Here is a 21,393-nt window from a genome sequence, read left to right as displayed (position 1 = left end):
CCATGATGCCGACCGACACCGCCCGCGCCTTCGTCTTCGACCGCACCCGCCAGGCGGCGCCGCAAATCGCCGATTTTCTACGCGAGCAGATCCTCTCGCTGGAAATCGCGCCAGGCACCATCATGTCGCGCGCCGAACTGCAGGTGCAGTTCGGCGTCAGCCAGACGCCGGTGCGCGACGCGTTGCTGAAGCTGGAAGAGGAAGGGCTGGTCACTGTCTATCCGCAATATGCCACACTGGTCTCGAAGGTGAATCTGGCGCAGGCGAAGCAGGCGCATTTCATGCGCCGCGCGCTCGAAGCGGATATCGCCGGGCTGCTCGCCAGCCGCCCGACGCCTGCGATGGTAAATGATCTGCGCAAGGCCAATGCGCGGGTGAAGGTCGAGGCGCAGGCGCAGGACCTCACCGCCTTCCTCGTCGCCGACCGGGATTTTCACCGCCTGCTCTATCTCTATGCCGATATGATGCAGATCTTCGCGGTCATGCGCGCCCATAGCGGCCATCTCGACCGGCTGCGCCGGCTGAACATCAAGAATGTCGGCACCGAGAGGATCATTCGCCAGCATGAGGAAATGATCGACGCGATCGAGGCCGGCAAACCGGGGGAGGCCAATGCCAAGCTGCGTGAGCATTTGGCGAATACACTCGCGACATTGGAGCAGGTGGCGGCGGATTATCCGGAGTTTGTCGAGTAAGAACAGGGGAACTTTTTGGAAAAAGTTCCCTTAGAGCCTCAAGCTTTTAGCTTGAGGCTCTAAGTTTTGTTTTAACGAGCAATTTCATGTGTTTATCTTGACGCTGGCGCGTCAACCTAAACACATATTGCTCTAGCAGTTTGCTGAAAAACTCCTGGCGGCCGGGATTATGATGTGATTCACTTTGGCTGGCAGGTTTTGTGAGGCGTGGGGTGCGGGGTTCTTTTCGAGATCAGGGCGGGATGTTTTCGTATGTTTCACCAGAAACACGGGTTCCGGCGACCCATCCGTTGCGAGCGATCCGTGCTTTGGTGCGGGATGTTCTGCATGAGATGAGCCGCAGCTTTGCCTGGCTGTATTCCAGGGAAGGCCGGCCCTCGGTGCCGCCTGAACAATTGCTGAGCGCGCTGCTGATCCAGGTGCTGTACGGGATTCGCTCGGAACGGCAGTTGATGGAGCAACTGGATTATAATCTCCTGTACCGCTGGTTTGTGGGCTTATCCCCGGATGATCCGGTCTGGAACCCGACCACGTTTAGCAAGAACCGCGAGCGCCTGCAGAACGGCGATATATTCCAGAAATTCATGAGCCGGCTGCTGAACCACCCGCGGGTGACGCCGCTACTATCGGATGAGCATTTCTCGGTGGACGGCACGCTGATCGAGGCGTGGGCGTCGCAGAAGAGCTTCCGGCCGAAGGATGGCAGCGACGATGATGGTTCGGATTTCCACGGTCAGAAGCGTAAGAACGATACCCATGCCAGCACCACCGACCCGGAAAGCCGGCTGTACCGCAAGGCCGCTGGGCGGGAGGCAAAGCTTTCGTATATGGGGCACGCGCTGATGGACAACCGGCACGGCTTGGCGGTGGGTGGCCGAGTGACCCAGGCCACAGGCACGGCTGAGCGTGAAGCCTCGGAAGCGATGTTGAAAGCCAAAGCCAAGTCGGCCGCCGGGCGGATCACCGTAGGCGAAGACAAGGCTTACGATACCGCCGATCATGTCGCCAATCTGCGCGACGCCGGCGTGACACCGCATGTCACACAAAACAACGGTGAGACCAAAACCGGCAGGCACCGCCGCAGCGCGATTGACGGACGCACCACGCGCCATCCCGGTTATGCGATGTCGCAGACCCGCCGGGCGATGATCGAGTGCATATTCGGCTGGGGCAAGCAGCACGGCACGATGCGCAAGACCAAGCTGCGCGGCGTTGCGCGGGTCGCCGGCACCTTCATGCTCAACCTGATCGCCTATAATCTGGTACGCATTCCAAAAATGGTGGCAATATAAGGGACGAGTCTGTCCGCTGGACGAAAAAAGTCCAGAAACCGGCAAGAAACTTCAATCACTTGAACCAAAATCCAGGCCCCAAAGCTAAATCAGAAAAAATAAAACCAAGTTTCGGGGTTTTTCAGCAAACTGCTAGACCCTCAAAAACTTTTGCGACTTCAGAGCCGGGGGTTAGCGGCCGTTGGCCTTGCGCCAAGCTTCGTAGGCGGATTGGTTCTCGTCTTTCGTGCAGGGATAAAGCCCGATGATGCCGGCCCCCGCCTGCACCTGCTCCAGCACGAAATCCTCGAAACTTTCCATACCCATGCACTCATCGGCAATCTCATCGACGATCTCAGCCGGGATCACCATCACCCCATCCTTGTCGCCGACCAGCACATCCCCGGGAAATACCGGCGCGTCGCCGCAGGAGATCGGCACGTTGATGTCGATCGCCTCATGCAGCGTCAGGTTGGTCGGCGCTGAGGGCCTGGCGTAATAGGCCGGCATGTCCAGCTTGCCGATGCCCTCCGCATCGCGGAAGCCGCCATCAGAGACCACCCCCGCCGCACCGCGCAGCGCCAGGCGGGTGATCAGGATGGAGCCCGCCGTCGCCGCCCTGGCATCCTTCCTAGCATCCATCACCAGCACATGGCCGGGCGGGCAGGTCTCGATCGCCACGCGTTGCGGATGCTGCGGGCTGCGGAACACCGTCATCGGGTTGCGGTCCTCCCGCGCCACGATATAGCGCAGCGTGAAGGCGGGGCCAACCATGTTGCCCTCCTTCGGCGCCACCGGCACCACACCCTGGATGAACTGGTTGCGCAGGCCGCGCTTATAAAGCGCGCTGGCGATGGAGGCGGTGGAGACCTTGCGCAATTTCTCGCGCGTGGCGTCTGACAATGTCGGGTTGCTCATCATATCCTCAGAAAATATCCGGCTCGCCGGCGGCGGGGCCGAAATCGGATTGCAGGAAGTCGAAATCGCAGCCTTGGTCGGCCTGGGTCACATGGTTCTGGAACATGTAGCCATAGCCACGGGAATAGCGCGGCGCGGGGGCCACCCAGGCGGCTTTGCGGCGGGCGATCTCGTCCTCATCCACCAGCATATCCAAACGGCGATTGGGCAGATCCAGCTTCACGATGTCGCCGGTCTGCAGCAGCGCCAGCGGCCCGCCGATGAAACTCTCCGGGGCGACATGCAGCACGCAGGCGCCGTAGGAGGTGCCGGACATGCGCGCATCCGAAATCCGCAGCATATCCCTGTGGCCTTGCTTGATCAGCGCTTTCGGGATCGGCAGCATGCCCCATTCCGGAAAGCCCGGCCCGCCTTGCGGCCCGGCATTGCGCAGCACCAGCACATGGTCCGGGGTGATGTCGAGATTCTCATCATCGACCGCCTTCTTCATCTCCGGATAGCTGTCAAACACCAAGGCCGGGCCTTGATGCACGTGATATTTCGGATCGCACGCCGCGGGCTTGATCACCGCCCCATCCGGGCAGAGATTGCCGCGCAGCACCGCCAGCGAGCCTTCCTCATAGACCGGGTTGGAGAGCGGGCGGATCACGTCGTCATTATAAACCTTGGCCCCTTCCAGGTTTTCGCTGAGGCTCTTGCCGGTGACGGTGAGCGCATCGCCATCCAGCCGCGCCTCGATCTGCTTCATCAGCGCGCGCAGGCCGCCCGCGTAGAAGAAATCCTCCATCAGATACTCCTTGCCCGAAGGCCGGATATTGGCGATCAGCGGGGTGACGCGGCCCAGCGCGTCGAGATCATCCAGCGTCATGTTCACCTTGGCGCGCCGCGCCATCGCGATCAGATGCACCACCGCGTTGGTGGAACAGCCAGTCGCCATGGCGACAATCGCGGCGTTGCGGCAGGAGGCTTCGGTGATGATCTTCTCCGGGGTCAGATCCTCCCACACCATCTCGACAATCCGCCGGCCGCAGGCGGCGGACATGCGCTCATGCCCGGAATCCACCGCCGGGATGGAGGAGGCGCCGGGCAGGCACAGCCCCATCGCCTCGGCAATCGCCGTCATCGTGCTGGCGGTGCCCATGGTCATGCACACGCCCGGCGAACGGGCGATGCCGCCCTGGATGCCGCGCCATTCATCGTCCGAGATATTGCCGGCGCGGCGCTCATCCCAGTATTTCCAGGCATCGGAGCCCGAGCCCAGCCGCTTGCCGGCATAATTGCCGCTCAGCATCGGCCCGGCGGGCAGGAAGATCATCGGCACACCGGCCGAGATCGCCCCCATCACCAGCCCCGGCGTGGTCTTGTCGCAACCGCCCATCAGCACCACCCCGTCCAGCGGATGGCAGCGGATCATCTCCTCCGCCTCGATGGCGAGCAGATTGCGATAGAGCATCGAGGTCGGCTTGATGTAGCTCTCATCCACCGAGAGCGAGGGCAACTCCACCGGCAACCCGCCCGCCTGCAGCACGCCGCGCTTCACATCCTGCACCCGCTCGGGGAAATGCGAATGGCAGGTGTTCAGCTCCGACCAGGTATTGAGAATGCCGATCACCGGCTTGTCCTTGAAGTCCGGCTCATCGAAGCCGAGCTGCATCATCCGGGAGCGATGCCCGAAGCTGCGCAGATCATCCGGCGCGAACCAGCGCGCGGAGCGGAGTTGAGCGGGGGTTTTACGGCTCATGGACAAGGGCCTTTACGATAATGCCAAACCAACAGCGCCAAGCCGCGCGGGCCCACGATGCCGAGACACCCGGCATGACATGTTTCCTCCTGGCTCGTTTCACGCCTTGGAACCAAAAATGCACTAATATATTAGCCTGTCAAGCGCCCGACATAACCGGCGGCCATTTCACCCCCTGGAACCGCTTTTTCCGCATTGAGCTTTTATTTGGCGAGCCATTTCAAGGGGTTTTCCCGGCCAGCGCCTGGGCGATCAGCCCCAGCGGGTGGCGCAGTTGTTTGCCTGCGAGTCGCTCCGCCTGGCAGCGGCAGGAAAAACCGCTGGCCGCCATTTCTGCCTCCCCCTCCAGCTTCGCCCGCCAGGAAAGATCGAACAGACGCCGCGAGACACGCTGGTGGCGCTCCTGGTGCCCGAACAGCCCGGCCATACCGCAACAGCCGGTGGACGGCGTCTCCACCTCCAGCCCCAGCGCCTCATAAACCCGCCGCCACAGCGCCCCGGCGGCCGGCACGGCGGTGCTTTCCGTGCAATGGCTGAACAGCCGCATTGGCGCGCTGCCGGCGGCCTGCGGGAATACCCGCCCTGCCTCCAGCTCCCGCACCAGAAACTCCTGCGGCAAGGCCACAGACGGCGGGATGAGCCCGGCCTTCGGGTAATCCTGGCGCAGCTGCATCACCAAAGCCGGGTCCAGCCCGACCAACGGCACCCCAGCCGCGCCAGCGCCGCGAGCGCCGCGCATAGCCGCGTCGCCATCGCCATGAAGGCGGGCAGTGCCCCGAATGTCTGCGCCACCTTCCCCGCCGGATGCAGCTTGAGCAGCCAGGGGCGATAGCCCAGTGCCTCCAGCCCGGCGATGGCATCGCGCTGCGCGGCGCCGTCGAACAAGGCACTGAACCAGTCCTGCACCAGCACCACCGGGCGCGCGCCCAAAGCCGTGGCATCCTGCGGCAATTTGTCCAGCCGGTAGCGGCGCGGCGGCTTCGGCGCGTAATGCCTTGGCAGATCCAGCATCCCCAGCACCCCGCCGAGCTTCCCCAACACCGGCCAGAGCGGGCGCAGCACCGGCGCGCAGGCGGCCGAGGCGGGGCTCAGCCGCTCGCCCAGCAGCGCCAGCCGGTCGGCCAGCGGGCGGGCGTGGCGGGCGTAATAATCCGCATAGAAGGCGCTGCGCAGCCCCGGCACATCCACCTGCACCGGGCAGGTTGAGGCGCAGGCCTTGCAGCCCAGGCAGCCATCCAGCGTTGCCAGCAGCCCGGCCTCCAAAGCTGGGTCTGCTGGCCCGCTCTGGCGCTGGCGGTGCCAGTCCCGCAGCGCGTCCGCCCGGCCTTTCGGGCTCTGACGCAAATCCGCCGTCGCCTTGTAGGAGGGGCACATCGGCGTGCTCGCCTCATAGCTCAGACATTGCGCATTGCCGTTGCAGCGAAACGCCCCGGCCAGCGCATCGCCCTCCGGCGCGTTGAAGGGCCGGAACGGGGTGGTGAGAATGCCCAGCGCCCCTTCATCCCCGGTGACGAGCTTGCCAGGATTGAACCGCCCTTGCGGGTCGAACGCCGCCTTCACCTGGCGCAGCGCCGCATAAGCCTCCTCGCCGATCCACGCCCGCAGATAGGCACCGCGCACCCCCTTGCCGTGCTCGCCCCAGAACACCCCGCCATATTTACGGGTCAGCGCGAACACCGCATCCGAGACCGCGCCCAGCTTTTGCCGGTCCTCCGCGCTGTCGATATTCAGCGCCGGGCGCACATGCAGGCAGCCGACATCCACATGCCCGTAAATGCCGAATTCCAGCCCATGCCCCTCCAGCACCGCCAGGAATTCATCCAGGAAGGCCGGCAGGTTTTCCGGCGGCACCACGCAATCCTCGACGAAGGCCACCGGCCGCGCCACGCCCTGGATTTTGCCCAGCAGCCCGACGCCGGCGGAACGGATCGCCCAGAGCGCTTTGATCTCCGCCAGCCCCTGCGCCATATGCACCGCCCGCGCGCCCTCCAGCCCCTCCAGACAGGCCAGGCAGGCAGCCAGCCGCGCCTCCAGCGCCGGCCCGTCAGTGCCGTTGAACTCGATGAACACATAGGCCAGGCGCTGCCACGCCCCGGCGCGCAAGGCGGGCGGCAGACGCGCCAAGATCCCGGCCTCGCCGGCCAGGGCCTGAACCCGCTCATCCATCACCTCGATGGCGGTGGGCGCGAACGCCATCAGCGCCCCGGCGGCGGCCAAGGCCTGGCGGAACTGCGCAAAGCCCACCACCAGCAGCCGTTTCTCCGGCTCGATCCGCCGCAGCTTGACCCGGATGCGCGAAATCAGCCCCAGCGTGCCCTCCGCCCCCAGAAACAGCCGCCACCATTCGAACCCGCCCGCCTCCGGGCAGGCGCGCTCCAGGTCATAGCCGGTGAAGCGCCGGTTCAGGCGTGGCGTATGGGCGATGAAGGCCGCCCGCCCGGCCCGCGCCGCCGCCTCTGCCCGCGCCAGCATTCCGGTCGCCCAGTCCGGCGGCGCAGCGAGGCTGGAGAGCAGCCCTTCCGGGCGCGCCAGCTCCAGCCCGATGATATTGTCGCTGGTCTTGCCATAAACCCGCGAGCCCTTGCCCGAGGCATCGGTGCTGACCATGCCGCCGATGGTGCAGCGTGTAGAGGTCGAGGTTTCCGGCGCGAAAAACCAGCCGCTCGGGCGCAGCGCATCGTTCAACGCATCCAGCACCACGCCCGGTTCCACATCCGCCCAGCCTTCCTGCGCATCCACCGCCAGCACCCGGTTCATATGCCGCCTGGTATCGACGATGACGCCCCGGTTCAGGCTCTGCCCATTGGTGCCGGTGCCGCCGCCGCGCGCCGTCACCCCCAGGCTGTGAAACGCTGGCTGGTCCAGCACCGAAGCCAGCCGCGCCATGTCCGCGGCATCGCGCGGGGCGACGATGACATCCGGCATGATCTGATAAACGGAATTATCGGTGGACATCGCCACGCGCAGCGCAGCCTCGGTCTCGACCTCGCCGCCAAACCCGGCCTGGCGCAGGGCAGAGGCGAAGCGCGTCACCTGATCCATCTCCACACCCATGCCGTCCATACCCACCTCCCGTTTACAAGTCCCTTGAAACATGAACGGCGTGTTCGTAAAAATAGAAAAATATGAAGCTAAATTCAAATAATATGAACATAAGCCTGCGGCATCTGCGGGCGCTGCACGTAATCTGGGCGCAGGGCAGCTTCACCCGTGCCGCCGCGGCGCTGGGCATTGTGCCCTCCGCCCTCACCGAGACCATCCGCCAGTTGGAAGCGGAAGCCGGCGCGCCGTTGTTCGACCGCACCACCCGCCCGCCTGCCCCACCTTGCTCGGCCTCGCCTTCCTGCGCGAAACCGCGCCGCTGCTGGCCGGGCTCGATGATGCGGTGGAGAAACTGTGCGATCAGGCCCGGCTGCGAACCGGGCAGTTGGCCATCGGCGCCGCGCCCTCGGCCATCTCGCGCCGGGTCGCCCCGGCGCTGGCGCGGTTTCGCCAGCTCAATCCCGGCATCGCCTGCCAGCTGCATGACGATGTCGCCGAGGCGTTGGCGGATATGGTCTCTGATGGGCGGCTGGATCTGGCGATTGCCGGGCGGGCCAGATCATCGCCGGATCTGCGGCAGACGAAAATCGAGCGCGACCGCTTCGGGCTGGTCTGTGCCGCCGCGCATAAGCTGGCCGGGCGCGCGCAAGTACGGCTACAGGAGATCGACCCGGCCAGCCTGATCTCGCTCTCCGCCGCAACCGGCACCCAGCAATTGCTGCTGCATTGTCCGCAGCTGCCCGAAGCCTACCGGCAGACGACGCTGCTGGCCCATTCCACCATCGCCCAGCTCTGCATGATCCGCGCCGGGGTTGGGGTTTCGCTGATGCCCCAGAATGCCGCGTCCTTGTTCGAGGATCGCTCGATCCGCTTCGTGCCGATCGAGGATCTGGAGCTGTGGCGCACGCTCTATCTGCTGGAACCGGCCTTGCGCCTACCTTCGCCGGCCGCCGCCCAGTTCGCCGCCCTGCTCCTGCAGGATAGCGGCGCCGCGGACCGGCAAGCCCCTCACCCGTAACCGCGGCGGCGCATGGCCAAATCCCGTCAGGCCTGGCCGTGCTCGTCGCGCAGCGCCACCCCGGAGCGCCGGGCGGTGAGAGCGCTGACAATCCCCAGCGCGATCAAATTGACGATCAACGCGACGATGCCGACATTCAGATCCCGAACCATTTCCGGCAAGGCGGGGAAGAGCGTGCCCATCGTCTGATGCGCGAGGGAGAGATAGACCACGGTGGCGACACCGGCGGCGATGCCGGCAAAGGCGCCCCATTTTGTCACCGGGCTGTTCGGCAGCAGGCTGCTGACCAGTGCGGGAAACAGCTGGGTGACGAAGCTATAGCCCATCAGCAGCAACGCCACGATGGTGGAATTCCCGGCGATGGCGAAGAAGGCGCCGATCAGCGCGATCACCGGCACCAGGATTTTCGCCAGCAGCACCGTGGTCTCGTCGCTGATCTGCGGCCAGAGCGGCGCCACCACGTTACGCGCGCAAAGTGTCGCCGCGCTCATGATGATCAGCGAGCCCGGCACCAAAGCCGTCAACACCCCGGCGGCACCGACAATACCAACCACCGCCGGCGGAAAGCTGGCGACGACGATTTTCAGCAGCGCCGAATTCGTCGCCCCGCCTTTCAGCCCCGGCACCTGCAGAAACGCCGTGAACCCGACAAAGATGATGAACAGCATCACCAGCTGGTAGAGCGGCAGCACGATCGCGTTCTTGCGGAACACGTCGGCATTGCGCGCGGTGTAGCAGGCCCCCATGGCTTGCGGCCACATGAAGAAGCCAAGTGCTGTCAGCAACACCGTGGAGACGAACCAGGAGACGCTCTGCCCGCTGGCGGCAAAGGCCAGGAAGCCCGGCCGCGCCTTGTCCACCGCCTCGAACATATGCGTGATGCTGCCGTAATAATGGATCGGCAGGTAGAAGCCGAGAAAGGCGGCGACCGAGAGGATCATCACATCCTTCACCACCGCCGTCCAGGCGGTGCCGCGTACGCCGGAGGTGATCACATACAGCACCACCACCACCGCGCCGATCAGCACGGAGGCGGTCTTGTGAATGGAACCGTAACTCGCCGCCTCGACAATCACGCCGAGACCGACGAATTGCAGCACCAGATAGGGAATCAGCGCCACGATGCCGACCAGGGCGACGAAAATGCCCAGCGGCTTGCTCTTATATTTATGCGCGAAGAAATCCGGCTGCGAGACCAGATTATGCTCGCGCGCATAGGTCCAGACCGGCGGCAGGATGAAATACGAGATCACGTAGGCCAGCGTGCCGTAGGCGACGATGTAGTAGCAGGGCGCGCCGAACCCGTAGGCATAGCCGGCGGCGCCGAGGAAGGTGAAGGTGGTGTAGATCTCACCGGCCAGCAGCAGGAAGACGAACAAGGTGCCAAGCCCGCGCCCGGCTACCGTCCATTGCTGCAGCCCCATCTCATGGCCGCTGCGCGCGGAAACACCAAGCCCCAGCGCCACCAGGGCGGCCAGGGCCAGCAACAGCAGAGCGATGCTCATCGGCCAGCCCCCTCTTTGCGCGATTGCAGATGATGGATCAGCGCCATGATGGCGGAGGTGAGAAACACCCAGAGCACGATCCAGCCGAGGCTGAAGGGCATTCCCAAGATATAGGGTGTGACATTGTTATGGACGATCGGCCCAATTAACATGCCAATAAATGGAATAACAGCAAGCAGCCCGGGATGTTTCATCATCTCGCCCCGTTGAAAATTTTATTGATGACGCGGGCCGTGTTGCCAAGCGCTCCCCGCTGAGTGGCTCACACCATCAGCCTTCCTCGGCAAATTTAGTCTGCGGCGATTAGGGATGGGATGCAAGCCTTATTTCAACGGGATAAAGGCAATTGCTGGGGCCGAATCACAGCAGCCCCGCGCGCGGCGGCGGGGAAAGCAACCCTGCCGACGCCGCGATCCGACCAGAGAGAGCCCGGCAAAGATCGGCTGATTGGAGGTACTGCCCGAAATTGCCCGTCCCGCGCTTGCCCCGCGCGGGAGTGAACCGCGCCAGCTTTGCCGGAGGCGCCACCGCTTGAGAGATTTGAGTGGGCTAGCTTCCCAGATATAGCCGGGGCGGCGGTTCAGCATTAAGGCACGCACAGAATATCGCCGCGCCCCACAGCGCCAAGGAGACAAACACGGCCCAATGGCCCGTCCGGACTTCGTCGTTGGAGGCAAGCTGTGGCGAAAGATATCGCCTGTTGAACCAGATTGCGTTCGCAATACCAAGGGCAATGAATAGCAGCTTCGGCGTCAGCCAGTCATGGCTGCCAACCGCAACAGGATCGTAAAAGAACAATGTGAAGCCGGTTAGCAAGGCAAGTCCGAATGCCGCGTATACAACCGGCAACACCAAACGCAGCAATGGGCGAACTGGCAGGTCAGGCGCAAAACCCAGCAAACGCAGATCTAATATGCATAAGGCGCCAAAAAACACGCAAACCGCCGCCACATGCAGGGCCCGAATCAAGAACTGCCACGGCTGAAGCGCCACCGTGATATCGCGATTATACAACGCCACCAGCCAGTTGGCCGGAAACCGATAAGGATCGAGCGCGTTCGCAACCTCAACACCAAAAGTCATACTGCATTATCCCAGGATAATATTTGCTCTAGCCACTTGATAACGAGAATCGTTTTCAATAAGTAGCTCTTACAGCAATCGATAATTATTTGCAATTGATGGAGTGCGGCTCTCATGGCAAGCAAAGCCATTTATTTCAGGTGTCTGGCCGTTGGGGTTGTAGCATCGCTGTTGCCCGTGGCCGGCATGGCAGCACCGCTCAGCTTGGTGCTGGAGGCTCATCACTTCACGCCGGACCATATCGTCGTGCCGGCGGGCAGCCGGTTTAAACTGCTGGTGACCAGCCACGATACCACGCCGGATGAATTCGAAAGCCCGGATTTGCGGGTCGAGAAAATTCTCCTGCCTGGCCAAACCATCTCTGTGATGGCTGGGCCATTGAGCCCCGGGCGGTACAAATTCTACGATGATTACCACCCTGAAGCCGCGCACGGCATTGTGGAAGCCAAATAGATGCTGGCCAGCTTCATCATTGTGTTTCGTGAGGTCTTGGAAGCGGGGCTCATCGTTGGCATCGTCATGGCCGCGACAGCAGGGGTGCCGCGCCGGGGGCGCTATCTTTGGGGCGGATTGTTCGCCGGTCTGGCCGGAGCAGGATTGCTCGCAGCCCTACTGGGCGAGCTTACCCAGATGTTCGCCGGCAATGGACAGGACGTATTCGACGCGGCGATTCTGATTTTTGCCGTGCTGATGCTGGCCTGGCATGCGGCCTGGATGGCCCGGCACGGCCGGGAAATGGCCACGCAGATGCGCGACATGGGGGCTGAGGTGCTGGCTGGACAGCGCACCATGAAGGCCATGGCCGTGGTCATCGCCATCGCGATTTTGCGGGAAGGCTCGGAGGTGGCGCTCTTTCTGTACGGCATTGCCACGGCGGCGAACCTCAGTGCCGCGTCGCTCATCAGCGGCGGCATTCTGGGCGTTCTGGCGGGCGGGGCGGTGTCCTGGACGCTTTACCGGGGGCTGCTGGCCATCCCGTTGCGGCATCTGTTCGGTGTCACCTCCACGCTGATTTCCCTGCTCGCCGCGGGGATGGCGGGGCAGGCCGCCGCCCTCTTGGCCAATGACGATTATATTCCGGCGTTGGGCTATCAGCTGTGGAACAGTTCCCGGCTGCTCTCCACAGGCTCCATTGCCGGCAAGGCTGCCCAGGCCCTTCTTGGGTATTCAGACAGACCGATGGGGATACAGCTGCTGGCCTGGATTGTTACGCTTTGCGTGCTGCTCTGGCTGTCTCACCGGCCTTCAAAATCAAAACATTCTTCTGCAGGAAATTTGAATCATGCGTAAGCTTATCCCACTCGTCTCGCTGTTCAGTCTCGTCGCCATGGCTGCCCACGCCAAGGAATATTATATCGGCGGTCCTGACCACCAGGACGATATGGAAATCGTTTCATCCTATCTGCTCGGCGTGAAGATGGACCCGATGCCACCCGACATGCCGATGGGGCCGGATACGATTCATCTGGAAGTGGATCTGCACGCCACCGCGAATAATCGCTGGGGTTACGCTGATCAAGCTTGGATCCCCTACGTCAAGATAAGCTACACGCTCACAAAGGAGGGAACGAATTGGAGCCATAAGGGTGTGCTTCTGCCGATGTCCGCCGATGACGGGCCGCATTATGCGGATAGCCTGGCAATGGACGGCCCGGGAACATATCACGTTCTCTACAGCTTCGAGCCGCCCTCGGTGAACGGATATTACCGCCATACAGACGCCGCGACCGGTATTCCGCCCTGGTGGAAACCCTTCACGGAAAGCTTCAACTTTACCTATCCGGCCAAAGGCTGATCAGACCCAACGCCCCGCTTCGCCGGGGCGTTTTGGTATCGGTCCGACACCGGGGAGACGTTGGTCATTCCTTCGCGAATCAGTTCCGACGTCTCCCTACCCCACACTTTCAGAAAAAATTCAGGCGTGAAGCTCTTCGGCCCATAAGCCGTGGCCTTGAGGCGGTCAGTTGCCCAGAATATCGCGCTTTTTCTGCAGATATTCTTCGCGCTTGATTTCGTCGCGCGCGTAACGCTCATCGAGCGCGTGCAGGCCTGGCCCCCGGCGCCGGTGGAGCGCATTTGCTGATGCGGTGCATGCGCCATCCAGGTGAGTGCCCGGAAGATGAACAATAGAAGTGCCGCGATCAGAACAGCGGCAAAGATCATCATGAGCCATCCGCCGCCGCCCCAACCGCCATAGCCCATCATCGGCACACCACCGCCCCATCTGCCCATCATCCAAGGCCCTGGCCCGTAGCCGTTACAGCCTTGCCCTTGGAAGGCGACATTGGCGTCGGCCGCCATATTCGCGGCTGGAGAATCAGCCCACGCGATGGGCGCGGTGATGGCGAATGCCAAGACTGTGGCGCTCGCTTTCCGAAAGAAACCAGACATGTTTGGGTCCCATCTTTTGAAGGATTCAGGGCGTGAGTTCTATATCGCGCGACTAAAAGCCGCGCATTGATCTTGCTCAATGCGCGGCCCAATCGCCGTCGTGAGAATATCAAGCTCTTTGCTTCATGCTTGCCGCTTCGGCTTGCGCCCGGTGAGATACAGCGCCGGCAGCAGGTTGGTGCAGAGCAGCGCGCTCCAGAGAATGCCGCCGCCGATGACCACCGCCAGCCCCTGCTCAGGCGCGGCGCCTGTGCCGAAGCCCAAAGCGGTGGGCAGCATGCCGAGGATCGCAACGGCCGTGGTGAGGAAGATGGGGCGGAACCGCACCTTCAGCGCCTCGTCAATGGCCTCTTCCGGGCTCATTCCCGCCGCCTCGTTGCGCTGGGCGCGGTCCAGCAGCACGACGCCGTGATTCAGACTCACCCCCGCCAAGGCCAAAAAGCCGATCAACCCGATGCCGTTCAGCCCCAGCCCGCTCACCGCCAGGGCCAGCCCGCCGCCGGTCATCGCCAGTGGAATTTGCGCCAGCAGCAGCAACGGTACGCGCCGGCCAGAGAAGCGCAGAAACAGCACCCAGGCCAAAGCTGCGATGGCGGCGATGGCGGCTATGCCCAATCCCAGAGCGGCGCGCTCCAGCATCGGGTACAGCCCACCGAAAACGATCCGCTCGCCCGGCGGCAGCTTCAGCCCGGCCAAGGCGCGCCGCGCCTGGGCGATGGCGATATTGGGCGCTGTGGTGGGGGTGGCGAGAATTTCCAGCGCCCGTGCGCCATCAATATGCATGAACTGGTTGGGGCTGGTGGTGAGCGAGATATCCGCCAGCGCGCCCAGGGGCGTGGCGCTGTCTGGCCCCACCGGCAATGCCGCGAGCCCTTGCTGGGAGAGCAGGCGCGGATCTGGCAGGCGCAGATAAAGCGGCAGCGGCGCGGCGCCATCCGGCAGTTCCGCCACCACTTGTCCCGCCATCAGGGCGGAGACCGTATCGCTCAGCGTCGAGGGCGTCATCCCGGCCGCGGCGAGCGCCGCCGGGCGTGGCGTAATGCGCAACTGCGTTTCGGGATAGCCCTGGTCGTTGAACAGATCGCTCAACCCCGGCACGCGGCCAAGGCGCTGGGCGATGGCCTGGGCGGTAGCGGACATCTGGGAGAGATCATCGCCGTATAAATCCAGCGCAAAGGGCTGCGGCAGGCCGTTCAGGCTTTCGCCCAGCCGTTCGATGGTGGGCGTGTCAATGCCGGTTTGCAGCGAGGGATATTGCGTTTCCGCCTGCACGCGGTTGGCGATGGCATCCAGGCTGGCGCCACCCGCACCTGGCTTGAGCCGGATGGTGATCTCCCCGGCATAGGCAGGTTCGGTATAGGTGGAGCCCGCCGCCGAGCCGATGCGTGCCAGCACGTGCTCAACCGCCTTGTCTTTCGCCAGCCGGGCGGAGAGACGGCGCATCACCGCGTCCGAATCCGCAAGCGAGGTGCCGGGGGCGAGGGTAAAGGATTCCAGCAGTACACCCTCATTCGGCAAGGGCAGCACATTTACCGAGACCAGGCTCATCGCGCCGAGGCTCGCCAGCAGCAGCGCCACGCAGGCCAGCACGGCGCGTTTGGGGTAGGCCAAGGCGAGGCGGAACAGGCGGCGGTTCCAGCCCATCAGCCGGGTGAGCAGCGCATTGGCCGCGCGAGGTGAACGGACGGTGTGGCGCGGCAGCACCCCCAACCCCAGCGGAATCAGCGTCAGCGACACCAGCAGCGAGGCGCCGAGCGCGAAAATCATGGCCAGCGAGAAGGGCACACTGAACAGCCCCGCCAGCCCGCCGGTAAAGAGCAGCGGCACGAACACCAGCGCGGTGGTAAGCGTGCCGATCATGTCAGGCGCCATGATCTCCCTTAAGCCGCGCCAGATGCCAGGCCAGGTTGCGTCGCCCGCTTCCCAGCGGTGGAAAATGCTCTCCAGCACGATGATGGAATCATCCGCCACCAGCCCGAGCGCCACGATGATGGCGCCGAAGGTGAGCAGGTTGAGGCTCTGTCCGGTGGCGTACAGCCCGGCGATGCCCAGCAGCAGCGATGTCGGCAGAGACAAGGCCAGCAACCAAGCCCCGCTGCCTGCCCCCAGCACCGCGAGCAGCCCGGCAATAGCCAGCACGCCGCCAATGAGCAGATTGCGGCGCAAATCATCGCTCGTGGCCCGCACCAGATGGCCCTGGTCGTAAATCCGCAGCACGGAAACGCCGTCCGGCAGAGTCACGGATTTGATCGCCCGCGCGAGGGCTCGCGCCACCGGTAAGGTGGAGGCGCCCTGCTGCTTGAACACAACAAGCGCAATCGCGGGGGTTCCATCCAGCAATTCGCGCTGATGCACCGGTTCCGTGCTGTGCAGGACGCGCGCCAGCGCGCCCAGCGGAATCGGGCCGTGCGGCCCCATCACCGGCGTCTGCGCCAGCTTTGCCGCGCTCGGCGCATTGCCGAAAGTGATGAGGGAGTCGACATGGCCAAGGCTGAGCGTGCCGCCCGGCACCAGCATGGTTTGCCCAGCCAGCGCCTGTTGCAAGGCCTGCACGGAGACCCCGGCCTGTTCCATGGCGGTGAGGTTGGGTTGTACCCAAAGCGCCTCGCCCCCAACCCGGCGGAGGTGACAAGCTGCACCCCCGGCACCGCGCGCAAGGCCGGGACCAATTGCATCGCCACCGCGCGGGCCGCCCGCGCCTGTGATATGCCGGGGCAATGCGAACCGCATAATCCGCCACCTCATTGATGGCATTGCCCATGATCTGCGTGAACGGCTGCACGCCCGGCGGCAGGCTGGTCTGGGCCCGCTCGATGGCGCCGTTCACCGCCTGCAAATCCGCCTGGGCGTTGGTGGTGGCGGCAAAACGCAGATCGGTTTCCACCAGCCCATCGCTGATGGTGCTGCGGACATTCGAGACACCGGGTAAGCCGAGCAACACGCCTTCCAGCGGGGTGGCAACCATCGCCTCCATATCCGTGGCGGTGGTGCCGGGCAGATGCACCGTCACGCTGATCTCAGGATAGTTGAAGGCGGGCAGCACCTCTTCGGGGATATTGAACAGGGCGAGCAGCCCGTAGCCGAGCAAGGCGGCATAGATCATCAACCACAGAGCCGGGCGGCCCAGCAGGCGGCGTAAAGCGGCGGGCATGGCGTTAATCCGGCGGCTGGTAAAGGCCAGCGATGCCGCGATGATACAGCAAGGCGGCATCCTGGACGATGACCTGATCCCCGGCCTTGAGGCCGGAGAGAATAGGCGTTTCAGGGCCTTGCGTTGTGCCCGGCACGACCGGGGCGGCGTGGTCGCCCTGGGCGCCATGTAACATCACCCACCAGCGCCCGTTATCCAGCACCAGCGCTTCGCTGGGGACCAGCAGGACAGGGCGCAGCCGCAAGGAAAGACTGACCGCGCCGGATTCGCCGGGCTGAAGGCCATGGCCCGCGAAAGCAAGGACCAGCCCGCCATCGGACTGCGTGGCTTGCACCCCGCGCAGCGTGATCGGCATAGCCGGCGCGCCATCGGCGGGAGTGAACCGGGCCGCCATACCGGGGGCAAGCGTTTCCGCTTGCGCGCCATACAGCACCGCCTTCACCCATGCGCCGGCGGCGGGTTGTATCACGGCCACCTCCTGCCCCGGCACCAGGGCGGCGCCTGGCCCAACCGCGAGGCTTTGCACCTGCCCGGCCACCGGGCTTTGCAGGCGGGATGCGGCGCGCAGCGCCAGGAGGCTGGCCCGCGCTGAAACCGCCGCCGCGCGTGCCTGCACCACCGCGACTCTCGTCGCGAGATGGTCCGCGAACTTACCCTGTTCGGCCGCCAGGGCGGCATTGGCGGCGTTGCTGGCCCCTTGCGCTGTGGCGAGTGCCGCGGCGAGCTGCGCCCCGCCAAGCTGGCCTATGGGCTGGCCTGGATGCACGCTTTCGCCCGGCACCACGGCGAGGCTGGTGAGCACGCCGGCTTGCAGGGCGGTAATGGGGACCGGCGCGCCCGGTTGCACGCTGGCGAAACCGGAAAGAACCGGGGCGAATTGGCTGGTCCGTACTGTCACCCAGCCCCCAGGTGCCTGGGCGGTAAGCGCCAGCAGCGTCAGGACAAGGCCGAGCGGCGCGGATCGTAAGCGTCGAATCATCAGGCCTTGATAAACGCGCCCTCTGGACGAAACGGCGCCATTTCGATGATAATTTTATCATTTTCACGCCTCCATGGACGGAAACTGCAGGCTCACGCGTGTTCCATGCCCAGGCACGCTCTCGATCGTCACCCGCCCGCCATGCAGCTCCATGATCGAACGCACGATAGACAGCCCCAGCCCTGAACCTTGCGTTGCCTTGTGGCCCCGCGCCGGGTCGGTCTGGTAGAAGCGGTCGAACAGCCGGGGCAAATGTTCTGGCGCGATACCCGGCCCCTGGTCGGAAACAGAGATGTCCACGCCGCTGGCCGGGCTGCCCGAAATGGCCAGCACGATCTCCGAGCCCGGCGGCGCATGGCGCACGGCATTGGCCAACACATTGCCCAACGCCTGGCGGAGCAGCAGCGTATCCGCGTAGAACGTGGCCGCACCTGCGATGCGCAGGCGCAAATCCTTGGGGCGAGACTGAGCCTCATAGTGCGCCGCCACCCAGGCGCAGATTTCACTGGCCTCGCAACGCTCAAGGCGCAGCGCGTGTCTGGGGTTCTCCACCCGGGCCAGAAACAGCAAATTCTCGATCAGCCCGGTGAGGCGCTGCGCGTCCTCGATCGCGGAGGCAATGGCGGCGCGATATTCCGCCTCGTCACGGGGGCGGATGAGGCAGACCTCCAGACTCCCGGTGAGATTGGAAAGCGGGGTGCGCAGCTCATGCGCGATATCCGCCGAGAAACGGGAGAGACGCTCGAAACTGGATTCGAGATTATCCAGCATCTGGTTGAACACCTGCACCAGCCCGGTCAGCTCGCGCGGCCAGGGCGGGTCCTGCGGAATGCGCCGGGACAGCTGGGCGGGGGTAATGCTCTGCGCCACCTTGGCGATGCGCGTCAGCGGCGCCAGGGCATGGGTGGCGGCCAGCCGTCCGGCTCCCAGCAAAAGCGGCACCATCAGCAGGAAGAACACGGCCAGCGCGCGGTGAAAATCCGTCAGCAGCGCTTCATCCCGAGTGATGTCCAGCCCGATTTGAAGGCTGACATTCTGTGGCCCTTGCAGGGGCAGGCTGGTCAGCAGCCAGGAGCTGTTGCCGGTTTGGTCGCGGATGAGGGTCAGAGCCTGCACGCCACGCACGGCGGGAAATAAGCGCGCGGGCAGCGTGGTGGCCATGCCTGGCGTAGCACCTGCCAGCTTGCCCGCCACCAGCACCCTGGCCTCATAGGAACGCAGGCGCGCGCCGTCGGTTTCCTTCAAGACCTCATTGATGAGCAGGTCCGGCTCGCCGCCGCCATCATTCAGATCATCCTGAAACTCCGCCGCCTTGGCCTGGAGAAAATCCCGATGCGCGACAGTGAAATTCGCCTCCAGCTTCCAGTTTGCCAGCAACGCGAACAGCCCCACCGCGAGGAGCGCCCCCAGCGTGTAGAGCAATGCGAGCCGCCCGCTGATGGAGGTGGGGGGAAGGATGCGGCGCATCATGTATCCAGCACATAGCCGGTGCCGCGAATTGTGTGCAGCAAGGCCGTATCAAAAGGCGTGTCCAGCTTGGCGCGCAGGCGGCGGACCAGCGCGTCCACCGCGTTGGCTTGCTGGTCGTGGAACAAGCCCCAGATCGCCTCGGCGATGAGCGTGCGCGAGAGCACCCGCCCCTGGTTGCGCGCCAGCAACAGCAGCAGCGCATATTCCTTGGAGGTCAGCTGCAGCCCCACGCCGGCACGGCTGACACGGTGGCGCAACGTGTCGATCTCCAGATTCCCCACGGTCATTAGGCTGGAGCCGGGTGCCGCCTTGGGCAGACGCGCCAGATTACGCAGCCGGGCCAGCAATTCCGCGAAGGCAAAGGGTTTGATGAGATAGTCGTTGGCGCCGAGATCAAAGCCGCGCACCCGGTCCTCCACATGATCGCGCGCCGTCAGGAACAGCACCGGCGTGGCCCGCCCGGCGGCACGCAGACATTTGAGCACCTCCCAGCCATCGAGGCCGGGCATCATCACATCCAGGATGATCGCGTCAAATTCGCCGGCCAGCGCCAGGGCAAGCGCGTCCGCGCCATTGCTGACGGCGTCCACAACATGACCATCCTCACGCAACCCCTTGGTGAGGTAGTTGATCGTCTTCTGCTCATCCTCGGCTAATAGCAGCTGCATGGCCCGTTCCGTGAAAACATGGTGTCGTAAGCATACCAGCCCGCGCGCCCGTAGGAAGCAGGCGTGAACAAACCCCTATTTCAGCTAGCAGTTTGCTGAAAAACCCCGAAACTTGGTTTTATTTTTTCTGATTTAGCTTTGGGGCCTGGATTTTGGTTCAAGTGATTGAAGTTTCTTGCCGGTTTCTGGACTTTTTTCGTCCAGCGGACAGACTCGTCCCTTATATTGCCACCATTTTTGGAATGCGTACCAGATTATAGGCGATCAGGTTGAGCATGAAGGTGCCGGCGACCCGCGCAACGCCGCGCAGCTTGGTCTTGCGCATCGTGCCGTGCTGCTTGCCCCAGCCGAATATGCACTCGATCATCGCCCGGCGGGTCTGCGACATCGCATAACCGGGATGGCGCGTGGTGCGTCCGTCAATCGCGCTGCGGCGGTGCCTGCCGGTTTTGGTCTCACCGTTGTTTTGTGTGACATGCGGTGTCACGCCGGCGTCGCGCAGATTGGCGACATGATCGGCGGTATCGTAAGCCTTGTCTTCGCCTACGGTGATCCGCCCGGCGGCCGACTTGGCTTTGGCTTTCAACATCGCTTCCGAGGCTTCACGCTCAGCCGTGCCTGTGGCCTGGGTCACTCGGCCACCCACCGCCAAGCCGTGCCGGTTGTCCATCAGCGCGTGCCCCATATACGAAAGCTTTGCCTCCCGCCCAGCGGCCTTGCGGTACAGCCGGCTTTCCGGGTCGGTGGTGCTGGCATGGGTATCGTTCTTACGCTTCTGACCGTGGAAATCCGAACCATCATCGTCGCTGCCATCCTTCGGCCGGAAGCTCTTCTGCGACGCCCACGCCTCGATCAGCGTGCCGTCCACCGAGAAATGCTCATCCGATAGTAGCGGCGTCACCCGCGGGTGGTTCAGCAGCCGGCTCATGAATTTCTGGAATATATCGCCGTTCTGCAGGCGCTCGCGGTTCTTGCTAAACGTGGTCGGGTTCCAGACCGGATCATCCGGGGATAAGCCCACAAACCAGCGGTACAGGAGATTATAATCCAGTTGCTCCATCAACTGCCGTTCCGAGCGAATCCCGTACAGCACCTGGATCAGCAGCGCGCTCAGCAATTGTTCAGGCGGCACCGAGGGCCGGCCTTCCCTGGAATACAGCCAGGCAAAGCTGCGGCTCATCTCATGCAGAACATCCCGCACCAAAGCACGGATCGCTCGCAACGGATGGGTCGCCGGAACCCGTGTTTCTGGTGAAACATACGAAAACATCCCGCCCTGATCTCGAAAAGAACCCCGCACCCCACGCCTCACAAAACCTGCCAGCCAAAGTGAATCACATCATAATCCCGGCCGCCAGGAGTTTTTCAGCAAACTGCTAGAGCAATATGTATTGAGCTTGATGGTAATCCCCCTGAAATTAAGGGGCTTGATAAGTAGAATTTTCTCGGCAGATTACACGA

Annotated in this window: 20 protein-coding genes and 2 pseudogenes; 8 read left to right on the top strand and 14 right to left on the bottom strand. The window is 63.6% G+C overall.

What is annotated here, in order from left to right:
• Positions 1–2 precede the first annotated feature (2 nt).
• Together GT370_RS18985 and GT370_RS18980 are read left to right on the top strand one after the other, a co-directional pair.
• On the top strand, positions 3–695 hold the full coding sequence (locus GT370_RS18985) for a GntR family transcriptional regulator (RefSeq protein ID WP_008495342.1): 693 nt from the start codon (positions 3–5) through the stop codon (positions 693–695).
• A 212-nt stretch (positions 696–907) separates the two neighbouring features.
• Positions 908–1,987 carry an IS5 family transposase gene (locus tag GT370_RS18980; RefSeq protein ID WP_083878918.1) on the top strand — a complete coding sequence of 360 codons (1,080 nt, stop codon included), beginning with the start codon at positions 908–910 and terminating at the stop codon, positions 1,985–1,987.
• A 171-nt stretch (positions 1,988–2,158) separates the two neighbouring features.
• Here GT370_RS18980 and GT370_RS18975 read toward each other — a convergent pair whose 3' ends face one another.
• From GT370_RS18975 to GT370_RS18960, 4 genes are all read right to left on the bottom strand, one after another.
• Positions 2,159–2,887 (bottom strand): ribonuclease activity regulator RraA, encoded by a 729-nt coding sequence (locus GT370_RS18975; RefSeq protein ID WP_442865464.1) that lies wholly within the window; start codon positions 2,885–2,887, stop codon positions 2,159–2,161.
• Positions 2,888–2,891: 4 nt separating this feature from the next.
• Entirely contained in the window at positions 2,892–4,625 is a 1,734-nt protein-coding gene (gene araD / locus GT370_RS18970) for an L-arabinonate dehydratase (protein ID WP_008495340.1), read from the bottom strand.
• Positions 4,626–4,845: 220 nt separating this feature from the next.
• The gene (locus GT370_RS18965; RefSeq protein WP_270183557.1) at positions 4,846–5,331 is read right to left on the bottom strand and encodes a (Fe-S)-binding protein; all 486 of its coding nucleotides are present in this window, start codon (positions 5,329–5,331) and stop codon (positions 4,846–4,848) included.
• Positions 5,298–7,688, bottom strand: a complete 2,391-nt coding sequence (locus tag GT370_RS18960; protein ID WP_270183556.1) for an FAD-binding and (Fe-S)-binding domain-containing protein — start codon at positions 7,686–7,688, stop codon at positions 5,298–5,300. Before GT370_RS18960 ends, GT370_RS18965 begins: the two co-directional genes overlap by 34 nt.
• Before the next feature lie 62 nt (positions 7,689–7,750).
• Between GT370_RS18960 and GT370_RS21720 the strand changes: the two are divergent.
• Together GT370_RS21720 and GT370_RS18955 are read left to right on the top strand one after the other, a co-directional pair.
• Positions 7,751–7,879, top strand: a pseudogene (locus tag GT370_RS21720) (LysR family transcriptional regulator); the annotation flags it as partial.
• A 71-nt stretch (positions 7,880–7,950) separates the two neighbouring features.
• Positions 7,951–8,685 (top strand): LysR family transcriptional regulator substrate-binding protein, encoded by a 735-nt coding sequence (locus GT370_RS18955; protein ID WP_270183555.1) that lies wholly within the window; start codon positions 7,951–7,953, stop codon positions 8,683–8,685.
• A 26-nt stretch (positions 8,686–8,711) separates the two neighbouring features.
• Here GT370_RS18955 and GT370_RS18950 read toward each other — a convergent pair whose 3' ends face one another.
• From GT370_RS18950 to GT370_RS18940, 3 genes are all read right to left on the bottom strand, one after another.
• Positions 8,712–10,190 (bottom strand): sodium:solute symporter family protein, encoded by a 1,479-nt coding sequence (locus GT370_RS18950; RefSeq protein WP_008495337.1) that lies wholly within the window; start codon positions 10,188–10,190, stop codon positions 8,712–8,714.
• Positions 10,187–10,387: a DUF3311 domain-containing protein gene (locus tag GT370_RS18945; protein ID WP_240376697.1), complete on the bottom strand. Its 201-nt coding sequence runs from the start codon at positions 10,385–10,387 to the stop codon at positions 10,187–10,189. The genes GT370_RS18950 and GT370_RS18945 overlap by 4 nt, the downstream gene beginning before the upstream one ends.
• 352 nt (positions 10,388–10,739) lie before the next feature.
• Positions 10,740–11,273 carry a hypothetical protein gene (locus GT370_RS18940; protein ID WP_008495335.1) on the bottom strand — a complete coding sequence of 178 codons (534 nt, stop codon included), beginning with the start codon at positions 11,271–11,273 and terminating at the stop codon, positions 10,740–10,742.
• A 114-nt stretch (positions 11,274–11,387) separates the two neighbouring features.
• On the opposite strand from GT370_RS18940, the gene GT370_RS18935 reads away from it, so the two are divergent.
• From GT370_RS18935 to GT370_RS18925, 3 genes are read left to right on the top strand one after another with little or no spacing between them, the layout of a single operon-like run.
• Positions 11,388–11,726, top strand: coding sequence for a cupredoxin domain-containing protein (locus GT370_RS18935; RefSeq protein WP_008495334.1), 339 nt, complete (start codon positions 11,388–11,390; stop codon positions 11,724–11,726).
• Positions 11,727–12,563 (top strand): FTR1 family iron permease, encoded by an 837-nt coding sequence (locus GT370_RS18930; RefSeq protein ID WP_008495333.1) that lies wholly within the window; start codon positions 11,727–11,729, stop codon positions 12,561–12,563.
• The gene (locus GT370_RS18925; RefSeq protein ID WP_008495332.1) at positions 12,556–13,068 is read left to right on the top strand and encodes an iron transporter; all 513 of its coding nucleotides are present in this window, start codon (positions 12,556–12,558) and stop codon (positions 13,066–13,068) included. Before GT370_RS18930 ends, GT370_RS18925 begins: the two co-directional genes overlap by 8 nt.
• Here the strand turns inward: GT370_RS18925 and GT370_RS18920 are convergent.
• Together GT370_RS18920 and GT370_RS18915 are read right to left on the bottom strand one after the other, a co-directional pair.
• Positions 13,050–13,664, bottom strand: a complete 615-nt coding sequence (locus GT370_RS18920) for a hypothetical protein (RefSeq protein WP_270183554.1) — start codon at positions 13,662–13,664, stop codon at positions 13,050–13,052. The genes GT370_RS18925 and GT370_RS18920 overlap by 19 nt on opposite strands.
• Positions 13,665–13,787: 123 nt before the next feature.
• Entirely contained in the window at positions 13,788–16,238 is a 2,451-nt protein-coding gene (locus GT370_RS18915; RefSeq protein WP_270183553.1) for an efflux RND transporter permease subunit, read from the bottom strand.
• 15 nt (positions 16,239–16,253) lie between these two features.
• Between GT370_RS18915 and GT370_RS18910 the strand changes: the two genes are divergently transcribed.
• On the top strand, positions 16,254–16,412 hold the full coding sequence (locus GT370_RS18910) for a hypothetical protein (protein ID WP_270183552.1): 159 nt from the start codon (positions 16,254–16,256) through the stop codon (positions 16,410–16,412).
• A 79-nt stretch (positions 16,413–16,491) separates the two neighbouring features.
• On the opposite strand, the pseudogene GT370_RS21715 reads toward GT370_RS18910, so the two are convergent.
• The 5 genes and pseudogenes from GT370_RS21715 to GT370_RS18885 all read right to left on the bottom strand — a co-directional run.
• Positions 16,492–16,767: pseudogene (locus GT370_RS21715) on the bottom strand (efflux RND transporter permease subunit); the annotation flags it as partial.
• 52 nt (positions 16,768–16,819) lie between these two features.
• Entirely contained in the window at positions 16,820–17,794 is a 975-nt protein-coding gene (locus GT370_RS18900) for an efflux RND transporter periplasmic adaptor subunit (protein WP_270183550.1), read from the bottom strand.
• A gap of 63 nt (positions 17,795–17,857) precedes the next feature.
• Positions 17,858–19,264 (bottom strand): heavy metal sensor histidine kinase, encoded by a 1,407-nt coding sequence (locus GT370_RS18895; protein ID WP_008495326.1) that lies wholly within the window; start codon positions 19,262–19,264, stop codon positions 17,858–17,860.
• A complete protein-coding gene (locus GT370_RS18890) occupies positions 19,261–19,932 on the bottom strand; it encodes a heavy metal response regulator transcription factor (RefSeq protein WP_008495325.1) in 672 nt (223 codons plus the stop codon). The genes GT370_RS18895 and GT370_RS18890 overlap by 4 nt, the downstream gene beginning before the upstream one ends.
• 220 nt (positions 19,933–20,152) lie before the next feature.
• On the bottom strand, positions 20,153–21,232 hold the full coding sequence (locus tag GT370_RS18885) for an IS5 family transposase (RefSeq protein ID WP_083878918.1): 1,080 nt from the start codon (positions 21,230–21,232) through the stop codon (positions 20,153–20,155).
• Positions 21,233–21,393: the final 161 nt, after the last annotated feature.

Source organism: Acidocella sp. MX-AZ03, from assembly GCF_027626035.1.
Classification (GTDB): domain Bacteria; phylum Pseudomonadota; class Alphaproteobacteria; order Acetobacterales; family Acetobacteraceae; genus Acidocella; species Acidocella facilis.
This window is presented reverse-complemented; position numbering and strand designations above follow the sequence as displayed.

Excerpts from the sequence above, each read along its gene's own strand:
- GT370_RS18895 (WP_008495326.1), bottom strand. The coding sequence starts at position 19,264 with ATGATGCGCCGCATCCTTCCCCCCACCTCCATCAGCGGGCGGCTCGCA.
- GT370_RS18935 (WP_008495334.1), top strand. The coding sequence starts at position 11,388 with ATGGCAAGCAAAGCCATTTATTTCAGGTGTCTGGCCGTTGGGGTTGTA.
- GT370_RS18930 (WP_008495333.1), top strand. The coding sequence starts at position 11,727 with ATGCTGGCCAGCTTCATCATTGTGTTTCGTGAGGTCTTGGAAGCGGGG.
- GT370_RS18985 (WP_008495342.1), top strand. The coding sequence starts at position 3 with ATGATGCCGACCGACACCGCCCGCGCCTTCGTCTTCGACCGCACCCGC.
- GT370_RS18915 (WP_270183553.1), bottom strand. The coding sequence starts at position 16,238 with ATGGAACAGGCCGGGGTCTCCGTGCAGGCCTTGCAACAGGCGCTGGCT.
- GT370_RS18945 (WP_240376697.1), bottom strand. The coding sequence starts at position 10,387 with ATGATGAAACATCCCGGGCTGCTTGCTGTTATTCCATTTATTGGCATG.
- GT370_RS18920 (WP_270183554.1), bottom strand. The coding sequence starts at position 13,664 with ATGTCTGGTTTCTTTCGGAAAGCGAGCGCCACAGTCTTGGCATTCGCC.
- GT370_RS18900 (WP_270183550.1), bottom strand. The coding sequence starts at position 17,794 with ATGATTCGACGCTTACGATCCGCGCCGCTCGGCCTTGTCCTGACGCTG.
- GT370_RS18950 (WP_008495337.1), bottom strand. The coding sequence starts at position 10,190 with ATGAGCATCGCTCTGCTGTTGCTGGCCCTGGCCGCCCTGGTGGCGCTG.
- GT370_RS18975 (WP_442865464.1), bottom strand. The coding sequence starts at position 2,887 with ATGATGAGCAACCCGACATTGTCAGACGCCACGCGCGAGAAATTGCGC.
- GT370_RS18960 (WP_270183556.1), bottom strand. The coding sequence starts at position 7,688 with ATGGACGGCATGGGTGTGGAGATGGATCAGGTGACGCGCTTCGCCTCT.
- araD (WP_008495340.1), bottom strand. The coding sequence starts at position 4,625 with ATGAGCCGTAAAACCCCCGCTCAACTCCGCTCCGCGCGCTGGTTCGCG.
- GT370_RS18940 (WP_008495335.1), bottom strand. The coding sequence starts at position 11,273 with ATGACTTTTGGTGTTGAGGTTGCGAACGCGCTCGATCCTTATCGGTTT.
- GT370_RS18925 (WP_008495332.1), top strand. The coding sequence starts at position 12,556 with ATGCGTAAGCTTATCCCACTCGTCTCGCTGTTCAGTCTCGTCGCCATG.
- GT370_RS18890 (WP_008495325.1), bottom strand. The coding sequence starts at position 19,932 with ATGCAGCTGCTATTAGCCGAGGATGAGCAGAAGACGATCAACTACCTC.